Here is a 20,475-nt window from a genome sequence, read left to right as displayed (position 1 = left end):
GCCACTCTAACCGGTGGTGCCGTACGATTCCGGATTCCGCCAGCGGTCGAACGGCCGGTCGAGGGTGTATCTGCCGTCCTCCCCGAGAACGAGCAACCGCATCTCCGCGTTCCCGGGATTCGCCAGCGACTCGAACTCCGCCACCGTCCAGTGGAACCACCGCATGCAGAACAGTCGCATGGCGAGCCCGTGGGTGACCAGCAGGACGTTCGGCGGATGGTCGGGGTCCTCGAAACTGCGGAACAGGCTCTCCAGGAATCCGCCGACCCGGTCGTACACATCGGCGCCGGACTCCCCCTGCGCGAACCGGTAGAAGAAGTGCCCGTACGCATCCCGGTAGGCCTTCTGGAGGCGTACCTCGTGGGGATCCTGCCAGTTGCCCCAGTCCTGCTCGCGCAGCCGGGGCTCCTCCCGCACGCGCACCAGTTCAGGGTTCAGATGAAATGCCTGGAACGTCTCGTGGGTCCGCCGGTACGGCGAGACGTACACGCTGACGCGCTCGCGGCCGAGGAGGTCGCGGAGCCGTTTGCCGGTCTCCTCGGCCTGCTGCCAGCCGAGGTCGGTGAGGGCCAGAGCATGGTCGGGCTCGCGCTCGTACACGGTGTCATCAACATTGCCCGTTGACTCACCGTGTCGGACAAGGATGATGCGCCGTGGTCGTGCCATGCCAAGACCCTAAAGGGGACGGCGACGTATCGAGCACTCGTCCGGGTCGCATACGGCGTAGGTCACACAAGTCCCGCACATCAGGACGCTCGATCAGTCGGTCTGTTTTCTGGACTCACTCTCATGTTGCCAGTCCGGAGCTCACACCCACCCAACCCTCCCACCTGCAAGGTTGGAAGTTCAAATCGATAAAAGTTCGGTTCTCAAACCGTCCAGCTCGGCTCCAGCTCCACGATGTCGCCGGTGAGGGCCGCGACATCGGCCTCGATCTGGGCCCGCAGGGCAAGGCGTTCGATGCGTTCGACGCGGTACTTACCGTGCTCGGCGGCCGAACGCCACATGGAGAGGATCACGAACTCGTGCCCCGGGGCCTCGCCGAACAGGCCCCGCACCATGCCCGGGGAGCCGGCCATCGCGGGGTTCCAGACCTTCTCCTGCATCAGCGCGAAATGCTCAGCCCGCTCCCCATGAACCCGGCAGTGCGCCACCCGCACGAGATCGGCCTCCGTGAAGCGCGGCTCGAAACCGGTCTTCACGTCGAAGCGGTGGTCGAAGAGCTTGACCTGCATGTCCTTATGGCTGCCCGACTGCGAGGCGGCGAGCCGGTCATAGGAACGTGCCATGAAGGAGTCGTAGAAGGCCCGGCTCTCCCAGAAGGAGAAGATGTGTGCCACCCCGGGTCGTACCCGGCTCCAGCCCCCACCCTGTCCCCGGAAACCCGGCTCCCCCGGAAGCCCCGCCCACTTTCGCTGCCCCCGCTCGAAACCGCGGCGGTCCACCACGGTGCAGCGAATCCACTTGACCAGCACCGCGCCATGGTAAGGCCACGGAGCGTGGCGCCGGTCACGCTCCGGCCGGTTACACTCGGGCGAACGCCCCCATGTGCATGGGAGGATGGACAACTGGCCTGGACCACCAGGCAGTTCGGCCCGCAAGCACAGAAGAACGGGGAGGAGAGTTCTGTTGAACGGCCTCAACAAGGGCATCCGCAAGGTCGAGGTGGCGGTGAAGTGGGACCCGAGCCCCGCCGGACAGCCGCCCACGGATCTCGACATCATCGCGGCGACCTACCCGGCGGCCGATCCGAGCGGGGGTCCCGCCTATGTGGTGCACTTCGACAGCCGCTCACCTGACGGCACCATCACTCTCAACCGTGACAGCAAGACCGGCCAGGGTTTCGGCTGGGACGAGGTCATGACGGTGGAGCTGAACCGCCTCGACAGCCGGTACGGGCGGGTCGTCATCGGTGTCGCCATACAGCAGGGGACCGGCCCGAAGACCTTCGTCGACGTCCAGAAGCCCGGCGTGCGCATCCGTGAGGACTACACGGTCCTGATGGAGGACGAGTTCGCCGGCGTCCTCGGCTCCACGGCCTCCACGGTCGCCGAGTTCGTCCGCGACTCCTCCGGCGAGTGGACCTTCCACCCAGGCATCCACGGCTACGACGAGGACCCGGCGACGTTCGCCCGCGTCATGGGCGGCCCCCGGGAGTCCTGACGCCCGCCGTAGGGCGCGCCAACGCCGAGAGGTGGCACGGTAGTTGACCGTGCCACCCTCAGTCCGCTCAGCCCACCCAGTCCGCCGAAAACGCCCTGCGACCGAGTTCCGCCGTCAGGTCAGCCGCTCGTCGCCCTCCGCGACAGCCAGGGCCGCACAGCCGGATGGTCATGGACGAGACAGCACAGGGACTCCACCACCTGCACCCGCCCCCAGCCGGTCACCCAAAGCGCAGGCGAGGAGTCCGGCGGTCCGGATCCGCGCTACATCGTCGACCGTTCCGACAGCGGAGAGCAACGCCGGCCCGACGACGTCTTTGTACGTCGCGGTGCCGTGGCGGACCAGCCACCGCCCGGCCGGCCGCCCCCGCTCACCGGCGGACAGAGCACTCAATTGCGTTGATCACGTACCCGAGGATGACGTCGCGACGCCTCCGCAGCAAGCCACTCTCGCGCGTACCGCACGCCGAGGGCGGTGGAGCCGACTACCAGCTCCACCGCCCTGACCTGCCGATTCACGCCTAGCAGGCGCTCAGATCAGCTGCAACCACTGGTCGACCCACAGCCCTCGCAGATGTAGCAGGAGCCGGCCCGCTGCATCTTCGTGCCGCAGGAGAAGCAGAGCGGGGCGTCGGCCTGGATGCCCAGCTGCATCTCCACCAGTTCGGCACTGGTGTGGGCCTGCTTCGGAGCGGGCTTGGCCGCCTCGACCTCGGCCTTCGGGGTGGAGACGGCCTTCAGCGACTGGCGCGGCGCCGACTGGGAAAGGCCCTCGACGTCGACCTCCACGTCGTCGAGGATCGGCTCGTACGAACCGGTCTCCAAGTGACGCTGACGCTCCGCGGCGGAGTGAATGCCGAGTGCGGAACGCGTCTCGAAGGGCAGGAAGTCCAGCGCCAGGCGACGGAAGATGTAGTCGACGATGGACGCCGCCATCCGCACGTCCGGGTCGTCCGTCATACCGGCCGGCTCGAAACGCATGTTCGTGAACTTCGAGACGTACGTCTCCAGGGGCACGCCGTACTGCAGGCCCACCGAGACGGCGATCGAGAAGGCGTCCATCATGCCCGCGAGGGTCGAGCCCTGCTTGGACATCTTCAGGAAGACCTCGCCCAGGCCGTCGTCCGGGTAGGAGTTGGCGATCATGTAGCCCTCGGCGCCACCGACGGTGAAGGACGTGGTGATGCCGGGACGGCCCTTCGGAAGGCGCTTACGGACCGGGCGGTACTCGACGACCTTCTCGACCGCGGTCCGGATGGTCTCCTCGGCCTTCTCGGTGATCTCGGCCTTCTCCGAGTCCTTGGTCTTGGCGGAGAGCGGCTGGCCGACCTTGCAGTTGTCGCGGTAGATCGCGAGGGCCTTGACGCCGAGCTTCCATGCCTCGAAGTAGATCTCCTCGACCTCCTCGACGGTCGCCGTCTCGGGCATGTTGACCGTCTTGGAGATGGCGCCCGAGATCCACGGCTGGATCGCGGCCATCATGCGGACGTGGCCCATCGGGGAGATGGCGCGCTCGCCCATGGCGCAGTCGAAGACCTCGTAGTGCTCCGGCTTGAGGCTCGGGGCGTCGATCACATTGCCGTTCTCGGCGATGTGGGCGACGACCGCCTCGATCTGCTCCTCCTGGTAGCCCAGGCGACGCAGGGCCTGCGGGACCGTGCCGTTGACGATCTGCATGGAGCCGCCGCCGACCAGCTTCTTGAACTTGACCAGCGCCAGGTCCGGCTCGACACCGGTGGTGTCGCAGGACATGGCCAGGCCGATGGTGCCGGTCGGGGCGAGCACGGACGCCTGCGCGTTACGGAAGCCGTTCCTCTCGCCGAGGCGGATCACGTCCTGCCAGGCCTCCGTGGCGGCGGCCCACACCGGCGTGTCAAGGTCGTCCATGCGGACGGCCGTGCCATTGGCGTCGGAGTGCTGCTTCATGACGCGGTTGTGGGCGTCCGCGTTGCGGGCGTAGCCGTCGTACGGGCCGACGACCGAGGCCAGTTCGGCGGAGCGCTTGTACGCCGTGCCGGTCATCAGGGAGGTGATGGCGCCGGCGAGGGCGCGCCCGCCCGTGGAGTCGTACGCGTGGCCGGTCGCCATCAGCAGGGCGCCGAGGTTGGCGTAGCCGATGCCGAGCTGGCGGAAGGCGCGGGTGTTCTCGCCGATCTTCTGGGTCGGAAAGTCCGCGAAACAGATGGAGATGTCCATCGCGGTGATGACGAGCTCGACGACCTTGGTGAAGCGCTCGACCTCGAAGGACTGGTTGCCCAGGCTGTCGTCCTTGAGGAACTTCATCAGGTTCAGCGAGGCCAGGTTGCAGGACGTGTTGTCCAGGTGCATGTACTCGCTGCACGGGTTGGACGCGGTGATGCGGCCGGACTCGGGACAGGTGTGCCAGTTGTTGATCACACCGTCGTACTGGATGCCCGGGTCGGCGCAGGCCCACGCGGCCTCGGCGAGCTTGCGGAACAGCGCCTTGGCGTCGACCTTCTCGATGATCTCGCCGGTCATACGTGCGCGCAGGCCGAAATCGGTGCCGTTCTCGACTGCCGTCATGAACTCGTCGTTCACGCGCACGCTGTTGTTGGCGTTCTGGTACTGGACGGACGTGATGTCGTCGCCGCCCAGGTCCATGTCGAAGCCCGCGTCGCGCAGGGCGCGGATCTTCTCCTCTTCCTTCACCTTGGTGGCGATGAAGTCCTCGATGTCCGGGTGGTCCACGTCGAGAACGACCATCTTGGCGGCTCGGCGGGTGGCGCCGCCCGACTTGATCGTTCCTGCGGAGGCGTCGGCGCCGCGCATGAAGGAGACCGGACCGGAGGCGTTGCCGCCGGAGGAGAGCAGCTCCTTGGAGGAGCGGATGCGGGAGAGGTTCAGGCCGGCACCGGAGCCGCCCTTGAAGATCATGCCCTCTTCCTTGTACCAGTCGAGGATCGACTCCATGGAGTCGTCGACGGCCAGGATGAAGCAGGCGGAGACCTGCTGGGGCTGCGGGGTGCCCACGTTGAACCAGACGGGGCTGTTGAAGCTGAAGACCTGGTGCAGGAGGGCGTACGCCAGTTCGTGCTCGAAGATCTCGGCGTCGGCGGGCGAGGCGAAGTACTTGTGGTCCTCACCGGCCTTCCGGTACGTCTGCACGATGCGGTCGATGAGCTGCTTCAGGCCCACCTCGCGCTGCGGGGTCCCGACGGCGCCCCGGAAGTACTTGCTGGTGACGATGTTGACCGCGTTCACCGACCAGAAGTCGGGGAACTCGACGCCGCGTTGCTCGAAATTGACCGAGCCGTCGCGCCAGTTGGTCATGACGACGTCACGCCGCTCCCAGGCCACCTCGTCGTACGGGTGCACGCCGGGGGTGGTGTGGATGCGCTCGATACGCAGACCCTTGCTCGCCTTGGTGCCCTTGGCGCGGGAACTCCGTGCCGGACCGCTCGCCGTCTCTGTCATGCCGCCTCCCTGTACGGGCGAAAACGCCCTGAAGTGCCACGTTGTTCCCGTGACACGGTGTTCTGTCTTGTGCCGCGACCCGGCTCGCACAGCCGTCCGCGACAGGTCTGAATCGCCGCCGATCGCCCGGCCCCCTGCCAGCCCGGCGGTGCGGCCCGCCGTCAGTCGGCGGCGTTGGCGGGCACGGGGACTTGGACAGTCCCTCCGGACCCGCGGTCGTTCTCCCGGCGCTCCTCGACCGCGCTGTCGACGTCCTCGTCGGAACGCTTCCCCTGCTCTTCCCTGAGTTCCGAGATGGCGGCCTCGAAGTCCTCCAGCGAGTCGAACGCCCGGTAGACCGAGGCGAACCGCAAGTAGGCGACGAGGTCGAGCTCCTGCAGCGGGCCGAGTATGGCCAGTCCCACGTCGTGCGTGGTCAGTTCGGCGCTCCCGGTCGCGCGCACCGCCTCCTCGACCCGTTGGCCGAGTTGGGCGAGCGCGTCCTCGGTGACAGGTCGTCCCTGGCATGCCTTGCGGACGCCGTTGATGACCTTGGTACGGCTGAAGGGCTCGGTCACTCCGGACCTCTTCACCACCATCAGCGAGCACGTCTCCACCGTCGTGAAACGGCGGGAACAGTCGGGACACTGACGGCGCCTGCGGATCGACGTGCCGTCGTCCGTCGTACGGCTGTCGACGACTCGGCTGTCGGGGTGCCTGCAGAAGGGACAGTGCATAACTCCAACCCTCCTCACAGCACGACTCAACAGCTCCACGGGCCTCTTGGACCCCGTGGAAGCAGCCCCAAGCATAGGGGATGACCAAGAGCCCGAGGACCCGGGGGACCACAACTTCTGGGCTGTTGTTGCAATCCCAGCACTAGATGTAGGGCTTGGCACGTAAAATCGCCCACGACGCGCGTGTCGCGCACGTATCGGCATGTGCCAGACGGGCAACGTCGTCGCGGAGTGCAGCCGGACCGTCGCGGAACGGACGGGAACAGCGGCGGAAACACGGTCGGGCGCCACGGAAAAGGGGCCGGTACTCCATCGACAGAGCGTCGGGTGGCAGACTGGGGCCGCGCGGCGACAGCGGCCCACAAGGCCTTCGCCCCGGCGGTGAAGAGTACAGCGACAAGCGTCTTTCGCCCTCTGCACCCGCGAGCCATACACCTAGGCACATGATCGCGTCAGACAATTCACGGTTTTTCACTCGAACGTGTGTTTGGCGCAACCTTTCGAAAGCAACTACCGTTGTGCTGCACGGGAGACCATCGAGAGGGGCCGACGTGACCACCACCGCAGACAGTGCCACCATCACTGCCCAGGACCGCTCCCAGAGCCGACTCGAGCCGGTGCATGCAATGAACGAAGGCACAAACCATGAAGGGCCCAAGCGTGCCCTGCCCGGCCGACCTCCAGGCATCAGGGCCGACAGCTCCGGGCTGACCGACCGGCAACGCCGGGTCATCGAGGTCATCAGGGACTCCGTGCAGCGACGCGGATACCCGCCGTCGATGCGGGAGATCGGTCAGGCGGTCGGCCTGTCCAGCACGTCCTCCGTGGCACACCAGCTGATGGCACTGGAGCGCAAGGGCTTCCTGCGCCGCGACCCGCACCGCCCGCGTGCGTACGAGGTCCGCGGCTCCGACCAGTCATCGGCGCAGCCGACGGACACAGCGGGCAAGCCGGCCGCGTCGTACGTGCCGCTCGTCGGCCGGATCGCCGCCGGTGGCCCGATCCTCGCCGAGGAGTCCGTCGAGGACGTGTTCCCGCTCCCCCGCCAGCTGGTGGGTGACGGCGAACTCTTCGTCCTGAAGGTCGTCGGCGATTCCATGATCGAGGCCGCCATCTGTGACGGGGACTGGGTGACGGTCCGCCGTCAGCCCGTCGCCGAGAACGGCGACATCGTGGCCGCCATGCTGGACGGCGAGGCCACCGTGAAGCGGTTCAAGCGAGAGGACGGCCACGTCTGGCTGCTGCCGCACAACGCCGCCTATGAGCCCATCCCGGGTGACGACGCGACCATCCTGGGCAAGGTGGTGGCAGTACTGCGCCGCGTCTGACGCCCAGCGGCAGCCCGGCACCCGTGCCCGGCCCCGCCCCGCCCCTGATCCGGGCCCCGGAATCCACTGCGCCGGTTCCGGGGCCCTGGGCTGTCCCGGGCGCGGTGGAAAACCGCCGCCCGGCGCCTGAGCCCGATACGCAGCACGGCTGTGGGCCCTTCCCACCGGGAGGGGCCCACAGCTGTTCCTCATGCCTTCGCCGACTCCGCCTCCGCAGCCTCTTCCGTCGCCTTGGCCGCCTTGTCGATCGCGGCCAGCGACCGGCGGACCTGGTCACGGTCAGTGGTGTACCAGAAATCGGGCAGTGACGCCTTGAGATAGCTCCCGTACCGGGCAGTCGCCAGCCTCTGGTCCAGTACGGCGACCACACCGCGGTCCCCCTGCGCCCGTACGAGGCGGCCGGCGCCCTGGGCCATCAGCAGGGCCGCGTGGGTGGCGGCGACAGCCATGAAGCCGTTGCCTCCCGCCTCCTCGACCGTCTTCTGGCGGGCGCTCATCAGAGGGTCGTCCGGGCGCGGGAACGGGATCTTGTCCATGACGACCAGCTGACAGCTGGCACCGGGCACGTCGACGCCCTGCCAGAGCGACAGCGTGCCGAAGAGGCAGGTCTTCGGGTCGGCCGCGAAGCCCTTGATCAGCTCGCCGAGCGTCTCCTCGCCCTGGAGCAGGATCGGGTACTCGGGGATCCGGCCGCGCAGCTCCTCCGCCGCCAGCTGGGCGGCCCGCATCGACGAGAACAGGCCGAGCGTACGGCCGCCCGCCGACTGGATCAGCTCAGTGAGCTCGTCCAGCATGTCGCCCCGGTCGCCGTCCCGCGCGGGACGCGAAAGATGCTTGGCGACGTAGAGGATGCCCTGCCTCGGGTAGTCGAACGGCGAGCCGACGTCCACACCCTTCCACTGCGGAAGGTCGTCCCCCTGAGTGCCCTCGGGTGCCAGGCCCAGCGACGCGCCCACGCCGTTGAAGTCGCCGCCCAGCTTGAGCGTGGCCGACGTCAGGGTGACGGATCGGTCCGCGAAGAGCTTCTCCCTGAGGAGGCCGGACACGGACATGGGGGCGACGCGCAGGGACGCGCCGAAGCGGTCGTGTCGCTCGTACCAGACGACGTCCCACTCGGAACCATTGGTGATCCGCTCCGCCACGTCGTGCACGTTCTCCACGGCTGCCAGCGCCTGCTTGCGGACCGCGTCCTCGTCCTGGACGGACTTGTCGCGGGTGCTGCCGAGCGCCGAGATCACCGCACGGGCGGCGTCGCGCAGCGCCATGAGGACGTACGCCAGGTCTTCCGGGACCTCCTCCAGACGGCCCGGCAGGGCCAGCTCCATGAGCCGCTCGAAGCCCTCGGCAGCGGTCTGGAGCTGGTCGGCGACCTTCTCGTTCACGAGCCTCGCCGTCCGCTTCACAGCGCGGTTGACCTGGCCCGGAGTGAGCTCGCCGGTGGCCACGCCGGTCACGCGTGAGACGAGCTCGTGGGCCTCGTCCACGATCAGCACCTCGTGCTGCGGGAGCACCGGCGCGCCCTCGATGGCGTCGATGGCGAGCAGCGCGTGGTTGGTGACGACGACCTCGGCGAGTTTGGCCCGCTCCCGGGCCATCTCGGCGAAGCACTCGGCGCCGTACGCGCACTTGGAGGCGCCCAGGCACTCCCTGGACGACACGGAGATCTGCGCCCAGGCGCGGTCGGACACGCCCGGGGTGAGGTCGTCCCGGTCGCCGGTCTCGGTCTCCTGGGACCAGTCCCGCAGCCGGATCAGGTCCTGGCCCAGCTTGCTGGTGGGCGCGGCCGCCTCGAACTGGTCGAAGAGGCCCTCCTCCTCGTCCTGCGGCATGCCTTCGTTCAGACGGTGCAGGCACAGGTAGTTCGACCGGCCCTTGAGCATCGCGAACTCGGGGCGGCGGCGCAGCAGCGGGTGCAGCGCGTCGACCGTCCTCGGCAGGTCCCGCTCCACGAGCTGGCGCTGCAGTGCCAGGGTCGCCGTCGCCACGACGACCCGCTCTCCCTGCGCGAGCGCGGGGACCAGGTAGCCGAGCGACTTTCCGGTGCCGGTGCCCGCCTGGACCAGTAGATGGGAACCGTCGTCGATCGCCTCCGCGACGGCTTCGGCCATGGTCACCTGGCCGGGGCGCTCCATACCGCCGACAGCGGTGACGGCGGCGTGCAGGAGTTCGTGGAGTGAGGGCTTCGTCATAGCGCGACCACCCTACGGGGCGCCACTGACAAACGCGTGGTCACGGCTGAGGCGTGGGACGTGAGGGGCGGGATCAAGACCGGGTTCTCTTCGACGGGTGGGCGGGGTGGGGGGCCCGGCGGGGTGGGTGTGCCCGGCGGGCTGGGCGTGGAGGACAGGCTGGGCGTGGAGGACGGGAGTACGGGACGGGGGTGGCGGGGTGCCGGATGCCCCACCGGGCAGGGCTCATTTTCGCTGGTCGGAAATCGGCTCGGACAGATCGGGAACCGGACCGGCGCGAGCGGTGTACCAGGAATGACGGCGTCACAGCGGATATACAGCAGATACACCGCAGGTCCAGTTCGGAGCCACATGAATCGGAGTTACATCAGATCGCGCAGGAGTCGGTCCCTCACCATGAGGGCGGCCCGTTTGTCGGGCAGGTCGACCTCGGCGGAGTACCGGAAGCCGGCGCTCAGGAAGGCGGAGACGGAGGGAAAGTTGCGAAGGTCTGGTTCCGCGACGACGCGGGCACAGGAAGGGCGTTTGTCGAGGACGAGATCGGCGACGGCGCGGAGCAGGGTGGAGCCGAGACCTCTTCCCCGGGCGGCCACGGGACCGATGAGGAGGTGGATTCCGGTGTCGTGCGGGCGGGCGGGGTAGTGGCGGGCGATGGGATCGAGGTCAGCCCGGTAGATCTCCCAGTAGCTCACGGGGGTGCCGTCCAGCAGGCCGAGGCAGGGGACGCTGCGGCCGTCACCATCGAGTTGCGTCCTGAGGTGGCTCGCGGTCACGGCCTTGGGGCCGGCGAGCTTCCAGTAGGAGGCGACGGCGGGGTCGTTCATCCAGCGGGAGATGAGCGGTAGCTCTCGTTCGGCGTGGACGGGGACGAGGTGCAGGGTGCCTACCGGGGTGGCGACCGGCCCCCAGTCTGCGAGGTGGTCGAGCAGCTCGCCGTTGGCCGAGGGCGCCTCCCGTCCCTCCTCGGTCCCGCTGCGACACGTGGCGGCTTCCTCGGCGATGAGCGCGAGGAAGTCGTCGGGCAGGCGCAGGTCGAGCGTGTCCTCGTTGCTCGGGGCGAAGGCGGTGCCGGTGTCGGTGCTCGCGTCGGTGGGAGGCACGGCGACGCTCCTCTCAGGAGATCGGGTGGGTCATGTTCCTCAGAGCTGAAGGGAGTCGGAGCTGACGGAAATCGGAGATGGGGGTAGGCAGGCAGTCGCCCTGACCAGGTACGGCGACCGGATCAGAGGTGGAGGGGGTTGGCGATGGTGACGTAGACGGACTGGGTGTCGACCGGGCCGACGAGTTCGTCGAGGCCGTGGAGTCGGGTCAGGAGGTTGGCCTTGCAGCGCAGGACGGGTGAGTCGAGGAGCTGGGCCGGCAGGCTCGTGTCCAGTCGGGCCGGGCCGGTGGTCACATCGGTGAGGAAGCGGCGGAAGGCGGCGAGCAGGAGGTGCTCGTCGGCGAGGCCCTGGGAGCCGAACGCACCGATGAGACCGAGCACGTTGTTGATGCCGAGGTAGTAGGCGAAGCGTTCGTCGGTGACCTCGTCGGAGACGAACGTGTCGGTGTGCTCACCGATGCCGGGCAGCCGGGCGTCGAGGTCCGCGCGGCGGGACTCTCGGAAGTAGTAGCCCTGGTTGTCGCGGTAGCGGCCGCCGATCGGCCAGCCGTCGGGGTCCAGCAGGACGAGGGTGTTCTGCTGATGGGCTTCGAGGGCGATGCCAGCCTCGCTGTCCAGCCACAGCACGGGGCGCACGACCTGTTCCAGATAACGCAGGAACCACTCGGCGGCGACGGCGGCTCGAGGTCGGCCGGTGCACCAGGCGAGGCGGCTCACGACGTGGGCGAGCCGGGACGTCATGCTGAGACGCTCGGGGAAAGAGCCGTCACAGTGCTGCCCCAAGGGATCGCCGAGGCCTTCCCGCTGCTGGCCACCGAGACGCTGCTGCGGCTCGCTGGAGGGGGCTGCCTGCCGCTCGCCGTGGGGGTACGGCCTCGGTGATACGAGTCCCGCGACGCAGGACACGTCGTCCGCCGGGCGGAACGGGTTGTGCCGGATCACCACATCCAGACCGGGTACGGGAGCGCCGTCCGGTGCGGTGACTGCCAGCCAGGCGGGGTCGCGGACGATGTCGAAGCCGGGATGGGCTGCCCGCCAGTGCTCGGCCAGGCCGGTGCGTAGGAGGCGGTGGACCTCGACACCGCGGTGGAGTTCTTTACGGAGGTTCTCACGACGGGAGTTGGTGATGCGCAGGCCGAGCGAGAGTTTCAGCATCGCTGGGGCGCCGGTGCGGTGGACGGTGCGGACGGAGGAGGTGGGGTGCCACGGGGTGCCGTGCGGGCCGAGGTCCCGGAGCAGCCCTGCGTCCAGCAGTGCGGCAACGGCGGGGCGATGTCGGGCCTCGCGGAGCTGCCAGGGGTGCAGAGGCAGGGCGGTATGACCGTCGGGCAGCGGCAGTCCGGTGCCGGCCAGCCGTGCCGTCAGCTGTTCGGCGGGGATGACACGGCCACGCTCGGTCCAGGCCGAGTCGGTCGCGAGAACGGAAGGCGCGATAGCCATCCAGTGCAAGGGAAAGGAGCCGCGCGACTCCGGTGAGTAGAGCTGTGCTTCGGCCTCGGAGAGCCCTTCCCTGCTCTTCGGGGTGGGGTGCAGCGGGTGGCCGAGAACGAGGGCCTGCTCGGCGGCGAGGAAACGGTCCGGATCGTCGGCGGGCTCGGCCCGGCGCTCGGCGATGAACACGGCGACACGTCGGGCGGAGTCGGTGACCCTGGCCACCAGGTCGAGCCGGTCGACTCGGCCGAGCGGATGGGTGTGGTCCGGCTGGCCAGTGGTGTCGGGCGGGGGGATGCGCGCTGTCGTGGGCCGGGGCTCGTGAGTGCCCGCATCGGGCGAGTCCTGCGCGGCCGCTTCCCTGGCCAGCAGGGCCGCCACCATGGCCGCGTCGGCGGGTGGTGCGGCCTCGGGGGCGTCGGCAAGGTACGGCAGGCCGAAGCGGTGCCAGCCGGTCGGTGACCAGTAGTGCACCGGGGCGAGGAGGGCCGTGCCAGTGGCGGGGAGGGAGATACGAAGGGTGCCGTCGTGGGGGGAGGTGAGGTCGTGCTCGCGTACCCAGCAGCGCAGCAGGTTCTCGACTGCTGCCGCCTGGGCCGCGGTGTGCGGGTCGGGGTGGTGCAGGGCGTCGGGGTCGGGGTCGGGGTCGGGCAGAGGCTCGGTGGTCCAGGTTCCGTCGCCTTGGCGAGGGGCCGGCTGGACGTGCTCGTGCTGTGGCTCGGTCGGCTTGTGCGCCGGCGTGGCCTGGCGGGGCAGCCGCTCGGACGGACGCGGGTCCGACTCGGCTTGTGGGGAAGCCTGCTCGGTCTGGGCGGGGGGCGGCTCAGTCGAGGGGGCAGCCGGCTCGGTCCGGCGGAGCGACGGCTCGGCGGACGGGGGGAGCTGAGCGTGGGTGTGGGCGGGGGGCGCGTTCAAGGGGGTTCCTGGGGTTGCTCGTGCGGGAGGGCAGTCGCGGGGTGATGCGGTCGTAAGGGGTGGGGGCTGGTGCGGGACAGGTACGGGGCGGTGGCGGGACGGATCGGCGACTGGGCTGGGCGGCTGCTGCGGGGGTGGGGTGATGTGCGGTCCGACCGGACCCTCGGTCGTGCCCGATGCGGTCGCGTTCTCGGTCGTGCCCGTTGCCGTCGGCTCGTCGGGTCGTCTCGATGCTCGTCCGCCCGGCACGCGTCCGGGTGCCCCGGCCCGTTCCCGCGCCTGCCCTCATGGCGCCCGCGATACGGCGGCGGCCGATGCGGAGGCGATCGCGTCCGTCAGGCGGTCGAGTACGGCGTTCGCCTGTTCGTCGGTGATCGTGAGAGGCGAGAGGAGGCGTACGACTCCGGCGGGGCGGCCGCTCGGCTCGACGATCAGGCCGCGGCGGAGGCATTCACGTTGGACGGCGGTGGCGAGGGCGGGCGCGGATGGGCGCGGGCCGGTGGCGATGGAGGGAGCAGGTGTCTCCGGGGTGACCATGTCGATGCCGATCATCAGCCCCCGCCCCCGTACTTCGCCGACGCAGGCGAACTCCTCGGTGAAAGAACGGAGTTGGGTGAGCATGCGAGTGCCCAGGGCTTCGGCGCGGTCGGCGAGGCCGTTCTCGCGGACGTGAGCGAGGGTGGCGGTGCCGGCGGCCATGGCGAGCTGGTTGCCGCGGAAGGCGCTCGCGTGGGCGCCCGGCTGCCAGGCTTCGAGGTCGTCGCGGTAGACCACGAGGGCCAGCGGAAGGCTGCCGCCGATGGCTCTGGAGAGGACCATCACATCAGGGACGACGCCGCTGTGCTCGACGGCCCAGAAGCGGCCCGTACGGCCCACGCCCGTCTGGACCTCGTCGACGATCAGGGGGATCGAGCAGGCGGCGGTGATCTCGCGCATGCGGCGCAGCCAGTCGTCCGGGGCGGGGACGACGCCGCCCTCGCCCAGCACGGGTTCGAGGATCATCCCGGCGGGACGCGGTGCAGCGGCCTTGGCGTCGTCGAGGACGGACTCGGTCCAGCGGGCGGCGAGTTCGGCTCCCCGTTCGCCGCCCGCGCCGAACGGACAGCGGTAGTCCTGGGGATACGGCAGGCGTGCCGCCCGTACGTCGCAGGCGCCGCCCGACGCTTCGAGAGCCCTGGCGGTCATGCCGTGGTGGGCGCCGGCGAAGGCGAGCACTCCGGTGCGTCCCGTAGCCGCCCGGACCAGCTTGATCGCGGCCTCGACCGCGTGCGACCCGTCGGGTCCGCAGAACCGCACGCGCGCGCGGTCCCTGAGCCCGGGCGGGAGGGTACGGAACAGTTCGGTGGTGAAGGCGTCCTTGACGGGGGTGGCGAGGTCCAGGTCATGCAGCGGGACGCCGGAGTCGAGCACCTTGCGGATCGCTTCCAGGACGACCGGGTGGTTGTGGCCGAGGACCAGGGTGCCCGCACCGGACAGGCAGTCGAGGTAGCGGCGGCCGTCGGCGTCCTCGATGGTCAGCCCGCGCGCGCGTACCGGCACGATCGGCAGGGCACGTGCGTAGGTGCGCGCCGCCGGCTCGCGGGCGGACTGCTGCCGAAGGATGCCCTCGTGCGCCGAGTGCGCCCCGTCGTGCCCCCGTCGTGTGCGCGCCCGTCCGTCCTCGTATCCCGATCGTGTCCGCTCGGGCTCGCGCCCCACAGGCGCCACCGCAGACTCGGTCACCGCCACGACTGCACTTCCTCCCGCTGTTCACAGGCGAGTTGGCAGGGATCGCCGAACACCGGCGGGTCCCCCTTACGTACCAACGACGCGGCTCGCACGGGGAAGCGGGTGAGGCGAAGATCCTTGCCGTGACGGAACCGTTGCCGTTCCCTCGGATGTCCCCCACAACGACCGCATAGTGTGTGGTGCCGTTCCGTAGGGACGCGGCTCGGTGGATCCGGTCACCAAGCCGCGCGTACGACCGCTACGTACGAAGAAACAGACGTCCGGAGCCGCGCGGATGACGTGCCGGTTACGTACAAGGAGGCGGCGGGCGCGCGGAGGAGCCGTGCGCGATCCGCTTCGGCAGCACAGAGTTCTCTTACGCCCCAGGGGGAGTTCAAACCATGCGACCCATACGACCGCTCTTCGCCGCTCGTCGCGGGAGGAGCACACGCCGCAGAATCTCTCCCGCCCTGGCAGCGGTCGGCCTTGTCACGGTCCTGTCGTTGACCGCCACCGCGTGCGGCTCGGGGGACACCACGGCGAACGCCGAGGCGTCGGCGTCCGCGCAGGACAGCGCGGGCGACGGCAAGATCACGATCCCGGACGACATCAAGGACAAGCTGAAGGAACACGGGATCGACCTCGACAAGTGGCGGGGTGGGGCCTGGAAGAACTGGGACAAGGACGACTGGCTGCGCGAGGCCGAGGACTACGTCAACCCGATCATCGAGGATCTGTGGGACCCGGACCGCATGCGGGACGCCGAGGAGCCGGAGAAGGAGGTCGACGAGAGCGACCTCACCGGTGACCAGGGCGTGACCGACCCGACGCCGCAGTCCATCGAGGCGAAGGGTGTGTCGACGGCCTACCACGAGAACGTGCCCGAGGCGGGCAAGGTGTTCTTCGACGCGCCCGAGGGCACGATGGTCTGCTCGGCGACGGTGGTCCAGGATCCGGCCAACCCGGGTAAGTCCAACCTGGTCTGGACCGCCGGCCACTGTGTGCACGCCGGCAAGTCGGGCGGTTGGTACCGCAACATCGCCTTCGTTCCCTCGTACAACGACAGCGGGAAGTCGGCGGCGGAGTTGCAGACGGCCACCAAGGAGGAGGTCGCCCCCTACGGAGTCTGGTGGGGTGACTGGGCGCAGACCTCGGACCAGTGGATCGAGCAGGGCGGCCAGACGGGCGGTGACGGAGCGCCGTACGACTTCGCGGTGATCCATGTGACGCCGGAGGAGGGCGACGGGGGCAAGTCGCTTGAGGAGATGGTCGGTTCGGCTCTGCCGGTGAACTTCGCCGCGCCCGCCGTGACGCAGATGGAGAGCATCACCGCGACGGGTTACCCGGCCGGGGCTCCGTATGACGGCGAGACGATGTACCAGTGCACGGACAAGCCGGGGCGGCTCTCGATCGTCGAGTCCGACCCGACGATGTACCGCATCGGCTGCACCATGACCGGCGGTTCGTCCGGCGGTGGCTGGGTGGCGACCGGTTCGAACGGTGAGCCCGCGCTGGTGTCCAACACCTCCATCGGCCCGGTGACCGCGGGCTGGTTGGCCGGTCCGCGGCTGGGCAAGGAGGCCGAGGGCGTGTACGAAGCGGTGAGTGACAAGTTCGCGCAGTGACGGCGGGCACGCGGTGACAGCGGGCACTCGGTGACGGTTCGGTGGTGATCGGCTGGTAGCCGCCGAACCGGTCCGGGTGACCGTCGGGTCGATCGTGATCGCCGTCGGGAGGCCGACAGGCCGTCAGAGACAACGGCGGCTGTGGGCACGTGGACGGGTGGAGGTCGGGCGGCGCGCGGAAGTCCTGGCCGCACGCCCTCCGCCGACCCCCCAGCGCCCCCGCATAGTGGGCGTGACACACGAATAGTTCCGACGGGGGTCGAGAACCATGCGTTTCTACAGGACGCCTCCGCCGATCAGGACGTCAGCGACCCCGTACCCGCGCCGGTCGAGGCCACGGCCGAGCGGACGCCGTACCACGAGAGCGCCGGACCGGTCGGAAAGGTCTTCTTCGACTCCCCCGAAGGCTCGATGGTCTGTTCGGGCACGGTCGTCTCGGACGTGAACCATCCGGGGAAGTCCAACCTCGTGTGGACCGCCGGCCACTGTGTGCACGCGGGCAGCGGTGGCGGCTGGTATCGCAACATCGTCTTCGTCCCGGCCTACAACGACCTCGGCAAGTCCGCGGAGGAACTGGCCGCGGGTGCCGCCGCAGAGGAGATCGCCCCGTTCGGCCAGTGGTGGGCGGACTGGGCCGCGACCTCGGACGAGTGGATCGCCGACGGCTCCGCGCAGGGCGGCGCCGGAGCGCCGTACGACTACGCGGTGCTGCATGTGAAGCCGGAGTCGGGCAACAAGTCCCTGGAGGAGACGGTCGGGACGGCCCCGGAGATGGACTTCTCGGCGCCCTCCGCGTCCGAGGTCGACGCGATGGGTGCCTGGGGCTACCCGGCCGCGCCGCCGTTCAGCGGTCTGGTCATGTTCCGGTGCGTCGACCGGCCGGGGCGGCTCTCCCACGATCCGTCCCTGCCGACGATGTACCGCATCGGCTGCACCATGACCGGTGGTTCCTCCGACGGCGGTTGGTTCCGCATGGTCGGCGCCGAGGCCCGGCTCGTCTCGAACACGTCGATCGGCCCGGCCGACAACACCTGGCTCGCGGGACCGCGGTTGGGCGACGGGGCTCAGGCGTTGCACGACGAGATGAGTCGCTCGTACGGCGGGGAGTGAGCGAGTGGGCTCGTGCCGGAGGCGTGGTTCACGCGGCGGCGTTGCTCCGTCCGGCGGGCCGGTCGCGCAACTGGTCGGCGTGGCGGACGAGTCGGTCGAGTGCCTGGGGCAGGTGTTCCTCGGCGCCGGGGCGGAGCATCGCGCTGGGCGGGACGACGACGGAAATGTCGTACAGCCGGGCGCAGTGTGGGAGTCGGGCTCCGCGGGGGTCGATGGCCTCCCAGTACTTCTGGGAGAGGCGGTGCCGGGGTTTGCTGTGCGGCAGGTAGTGGGGCGAGTCGTCGAGGGGGCGGTAGCAGGCCTCGACGGGGACCATGAGTTCGGCGGCGAGGTCGGCGCGGACGGTGTCCACGGGGATGTCCCGCGGGAGGGCCGTGTCGGGGACGTAGGACAGGGCCAGAGCGTATCCGGGTGGTCGTTCGACCTGAGGGAGCAGTAAGGCGGGGCGCAGGAAGCCGTGGGCGAGCGCTGCTTCGCGCCAGCGGCGGGTGACCGTCTCCCGGCGCTCGCGCTGTTCCGCGAACCGGTCGCACTGGGCGAGCAGGATCGCCGCCTGCCGTTCCGTCATCCGGTGGCTGCCGCCTTGGACGGGACGCCAGCCGGGTGGTGAGCCCGCCGGTGCGCGGCCGCCGTCGCGCAGGCCGGACAGGCGGCCCGCGAGCAGCGGGTCGGCGGTGGCCACGCAGCCGCCCTCACCCGCGCTGAGGGTCTGGCCGAGCTGGAAGCTGAAGCAGGGCAGTGTGCCGACCGAGCCGGCGCCGTACTCCTCCCAGCGGGCGCCGTGCGCGTGGGCGCAGTCCTCGATGAGCGCGAGGCCGTACCGGGCGGAGAGGGCGGCCAGGGCCGTGAGGTCGGGCATCGTCCCGTAGAGGTGTACGGCGACGACCGCTCGGGTCCGCTCGGTGACCGCGGCCTCGACGGCGGCCGGGTCCAGACATCAGGTGTCGGGGTCCACGTCGACCGGGACGGGCACGGCGTTCGCGTCCACGACCGCGCCGGCCGTCGCCCGCGGGGCGAGGCCGGGGACGATCACCTCGTCGCCGGGCCCCGCCCCAGTCCCAGTGCCTCGCAGGCGAGTTGGAGGGCGGCGGTCCCGCTGTTGACGGTCAGCACGTGGCCGAGGCCCTGGAGCGCGGCGAAGCGGGCGCAGCGAGTGCCGCCGTGCAGTGACCACTGGCCGTCTTCGAGGACTTCGTGCAGCATCCGGGCTTCCTGCGGGCCACGCTCCGGCCAGCAGGGCGGTTCGGCGACGACCGGGTCACCGCCGAAGAGCGCGAGCAGGGGCTCAGGCACGGCTCACCTCCTGGACGAGGGCGTGGGCGGTGGCAGTGGCGGGGGCGTGTCGTCGGGTGCGACCGGGGTTGTCTCGGTGGGAGCAACCGGGGTGGTCTCAAATGGGAGCGGCGGAGGCCGTCTCGCAGGCAACGGCGGGGACCGTCTCAATGGGAGCGGCGGAGACTGTCTCGTCGCAGGCGTCGGGAGCCGCCTCGTTGGCATGTGCCTGGCCCCGCAACGATCGTTCGGCCTCGTCGGCAGCCGCGTGCGCCGCCTTGCCGGCGGCCGAGCGACCGGTGGTGGCTGGGCCGTGGGCCGAGCGGTGGAGCTCGTCGATGATCTCCTGGACCTGACGGGCTTCGGTGGGGGTGACGGGCACCGGGCCGTGTCCGAGGCAGGCGTCGACGAACGCCGCCGTCTGCCGCCGGTGGGCGAGTTGGTGGTCCTGGAGCTTGATCTCCAGATCTCCCTGGTCACCGGGCAGCCGTACCCGGATGGTCTCCTCGTCGGCCGGATGGGCGGCGTACGAGGTGGTGAGGGTCAGGGCCATGCCGTCGCGGAAGCGTACGAGTCCGGTGGCGCTCTCCTCGACGCGGCTGTCGCCTCGCTGCCGTCCCTCACCTCGGCCGAGGTGCTGGTCGGGGATCAGGCCGGAGGCGGTGAGGAGAGTGGCGAGGAGGGTGGTCTCGACGGGCTCGGGGAAGTCGGTGAGCCACAGGGCCAGGTCGAGTGCATGGCTGCCGATGTCGATGAGGGACCCAGCGTCGGCCCGCGGCCGTTCGGGGGGAAAGCCCTGGTCGGGGGCGCCGTGCCCGCCGCGTCGCGGTGAGGTGGACGTCGCAGATCTCCCCGATCTCGCCCTTCTCGACGACGCTGCGCGCGGTGCGCGCCTCGGTGAGGTGGCGGTAGCGGGATCCGAAGGTCAGGACTCGGTGCTGGGCCGCGGCGACGGCGGCCGTCCGGGCATGTCGGCGGCGTTGGTGGGGATGTCGGCGATGACGGTGGGGTCTCGCACAGCACGTGGCAGTCGGCTTGGAGGGCCGTCAGGACGAGTGGGGTGCGCAGGTGGGGCGGGGCGCAGACGCTCACGAGGTCCACGTCCGTGGTGGCGAGCATTTCCTCGAGGGAAGCGAAGACCTCACGTACTCCGAACCGGCGGGCCATGGCCCCGGACTCTGTCGTGGTCGGGGTCGACCACGGCGGCCAGGTTCACGCGGGGGTCGGCGGTATAGGCGGCGGCATGGTCGGCGGCGATACGTCCGCAGCCGACCATGGCTGCGCGGAGATTCACCACGGTGAATACCCTTCAGCGATGCGGCGGCCGGTGGCCATGGGCCCGCAGGCCCGGCCTGGAGGCTGGTCCTTTCCCCCGAATGCTCGCAACACCGAACTGACAGCGTCCAATAGATTCGTTCATGCCCGGATGGAATGTTTGCCGCCGAAGTCCATCGCAAAGCGTGTGGGGACTTGGAAGAAACCA

The 20,475-nt window shown here is 69.8% G+C and carries 13 protein-coding genes and 4 pseudogenes; 4 read left to right on the top strand and 13 right to left on the bottom strand.

Features of this window, described 5'->3' with window-relative positions; genetic code table 11:
* Nucleotides 1-6: 6 nt before the first annotated feature.
* Both I8N67_RS06705 and I8N67_RS06700 read right to left on the bottom strand, forming a co-directional pair.
* The gene (locus I8N67_RS06705; RefSeq protein ID WP_200301651.1) at nucleotides 7-666 is read right to left on the bottom strand and encodes a histidine phosphatase family protein; all 660 of its coding nucleotides are present in this window, start codon (nucleotides 664-666) and stop codon (nucleotides 7-9) included.
* A gap of 203 nt (nucleotides 667-869) precedes the next feature.
* Entirely contained in the window at nucleotides 870-1,475 is a 606-nt protein-coding gene (locus I8N67_RS06700; RefSeq protein ID WP_200301650.1) for a YdbC family protein, read from the bottom strand.
* Nucleotides 1,476-1,629: 154 nt separating this feature from the next.
* Here I8N67_RS06700 and I8N67_RS06695 point away from each other — a divergent pair, with 154 nt between their 5' ends.
* A complete protein-coding gene (locus tag I8N67_RS06695) occupies nucleotides 1,630-2,163 on the top strand; it encodes a TerD family protein (RefSeq protein ID WP_234045209.1) in 534 nt (177 codons plus the stop codon).
* Between the two features lie 536 nt (nucleotides 2,164-2,699).
* Here I8N67_RS06695 and I8N67_RS06690 read toward each other — a convergent pair.
* The gene (locus I8N67_RS06690; protein ID WP_200301648.1) at nucleotides 2,700-5,597 is read right to left on the bottom strand and encodes a vitamin B12-dependent ribonucleotide reductase; all 2,898 of its coding nucleotides are present in this window, start codon (nucleotides 5,595-5,597) and stop codon (nucleotides 2,700-2,702) included.
* A 161-nt stretch (nucleotides 5,598-5,758) separates the two neighbouring features.
* Nucleotides 5,759-6,313, bottom strand: a complete 555-nt coding sequence (gene nrdR / locus I8N67_RS06685) for a transcriptional regulator NrdR (RefSeq protein WP_200301647.1) — start codon at nucleotides 6,311-6,313, stop codon at nucleotides 5,759-5,761.
* 551 nt (nucleotides 6,314-6,864) lie between these two features.
* Between nrdR and lexA the strand changes: the two genes are divergently transcribed.
* Nucleotides 6,865-7,641: a transcriptional repressor LexA gene (gene lexA / locus I8N67_RS06680; protein ID WP_200301646.1), complete on the top strand. Its 777-nt coding sequence runs from the start codon at nucleotides 6,865-6,867 to the stop codon at nucleotides 7,639-7,641.
* Nucleotides 7,642-7,829: 188 nt separating this feature from the next.
* Here lexA and I8N67_RS06675 read toward each other — a convergent pair whose 3' ends face one another.
* From I8N67_RS06675 to I8N67_RS06660, 4 genes are all read right to left on the bottom strand, one after another.
* Entirely contained in the window at nucleotides 7,830-9,830 is a 2,001-nt protein-coding gene (locus I8N67_RS06675; protein WP_200301645.1) for an ATP-dependent DNA helicase, read from the bottom strand.
* Between the two features lie 362 nt (nucleotides 9,831-10,192).
* The gene (locus tag I8N67_RS06670; protein WP_200301644.1) at nucleotides 10,193-10,930 is read right to left on the bottom strand and encodes a GNAT family N-acetyltransferase; all 738 of its coding nucleotides are present in this window, start codon (nucleotides 10,928-10,930) and stop codon (nucleotides 10,193-10,195) included.
* A gap of 122 nt (nucleotides 10,931-11,052) precedes the next feature.
* The gene (locus I8N67_RS06665) at nucleotides 11,053-13,278 is read right to left on the bottom strand and encodes an IucA/IucC family protein (RefSeq protein ID WP_372443652.1); all 2,226 of its coding nucleotides are present in this window, start codon (nucleotides 13,276-13,278) and stop codon (nucleotides 11,053-11,055) included.
* Nucleotides 13,279-13,563: 285 nt separating this feature from the next.
* Nucleotides 13,564-15,006, bottom strand: a complete 1,443-nt coding sequence (locus I8N67_RS06660) for a diaminobutyrate--2-oxoglutarate transaminase family protein (protein WP_200301643.1) — start codon at nucleotides 15,004-15,006, stop codon at nucleotides 13,564-13,566.
* 380 nt (nucleotides 15,007-15,386) lie between these two features.
* On the opposite strand from I8N67_RS06660, the gene I8N67_RS06655 reads away from it, so the two are divergent.
* Nucleotides 15,387-16,610: a trypsin-like serine peptidase gene (locus tag I8N67_RS06655; RefSeq protein ID WP_200301642.1), complete on the top strand. Its 1,224-nt coding sequence runs from the start codon at nucleotides 15,387-15,389 to the stop codon at nucleotides 16,608-16,610.
* A gap of 279 nt (nucleotides 16,611-16,889) precedes the next feature.
* A pseudogene (locus tag I8N67_RS06650) lies at nucleotides 16,890-17,720 on the top strand (trypsin-like serine peptidase); the annotation flags it as partial.
* Between the two features lie 28 nt (nucleotides 17,721-17,748).
* Here the strand turns inward: I8N67_RS06650 and I8N67_RS06645 are convergent.
* From I8N67_RS06645 to I8N67_RS06620, 5 genes and pseudogenes are all read right to left on the bottom strand, one after another.
* Nucleotides 17,749-18,753, bottom strand: a pseudogene (locus I8N67_RS06645) (DegT/DnrJ/EryC1/StrS family aminotransferase).
* Nucleotides 18,750-19,013, bottom strand: a complete 264-nt coding sequence (locus tag I8N67_RS43750; RefSeq protein WP_200301640.1) for a DegT/DnrJ/EryC1/StrS family aminotransferase — start codon at nucleotides 19,011-19,013, stop codon at nucleotides 18,750-18,752. The pseudogene I8N67_RS06645 and the gene I8N67_RS43750 overlap by 4 nt, the downstream one beginning before the upstream one ends.
* Before the next feature lie 97 nt (nucleotides 19,014-19,110).
* Nucleotides 19,111-19,761, bottom strand: a pseudogene (locus I8N67_RS06630) (Gfo/Idh/MocA family protein); the annotation flags it as partial.
* Between the two features lie 290 nt (nucleotides 19,762-20,051).
* A pseudogene (locus I8N67_RS44550) lies at nucleotides 20,052-20,159 on the bottom strand (hypothetical protein); the annotation flags it as partial.
* Nucleotides 20,134-20,289, bottom strand: a complete 156-nt coding sequence (locus tag I8N67_RS06620) for a Gfo/Idh/MocA family oxidoreductase (protein ID WP_200301637.1) — start codon at nucleotides 20,287-20,289, stop codon at nucleotides 20,134-20,136. The gene I8N67_RS06620 and the pseudogene I8N67_RS44550, both read right to left, overlap by 26 nt.
* Between the last annotated feature and the right edge of the window lie 186 nt (nucleotides 20,290-20,475).

Origin of the sequence: Streptomyces adelaidensis (assembly GCF_016598475.1) — a bacterium.
GTDB classification, from domain to species: Bacteria; Actinomycetota; Actinomycetes; order Streptomycetales; family Streptomycetaceae; genus Streptomyces; species Streptomyces adelaidensis.
This window is presented reverse-complemented; position numbering and strand designations above follow the sequence as displayed.

Bases quoted from the DNA above. Each gene is read 5' to 3' on its own strand.
- I8N67_RS06705 (WP_200301651.1), bottom strand. From the start codon at position 666: ATGGCACGACCACGGCGCATCATCCTTGTCCGACACGGTGAGTCAACG.
- I8N67_RS06690 (WP_200301648.1), bottom strand. From the start codon at position 5,597: ATGACAGAGACGGCGAGCGGTCCGGCACGGAGTTCCCGCGCCAAGGGC.
- nrdR (WP_200301647.1), bottom strand. From the start codon at position 6,313: ATGCACTGTCCCTTCTGCAGGCACCCCGACAGCCGAGTCGTCGACAGC.
- I8N67_RS06675 (WP_200301645.1), bottom strand. From the start codon at position 9,830: ATGACGAAGCCCTCACTCCACGAACTCCTGCACGCCGCCGTCACCGCT.
- I8N67_RS06655 (WP_200301642.1), top strand. From the start codon at position 15,387: ATGCGACCCATACGACCGCTCTTCGCCGCTCGTCGCGGGAGGAGCACA.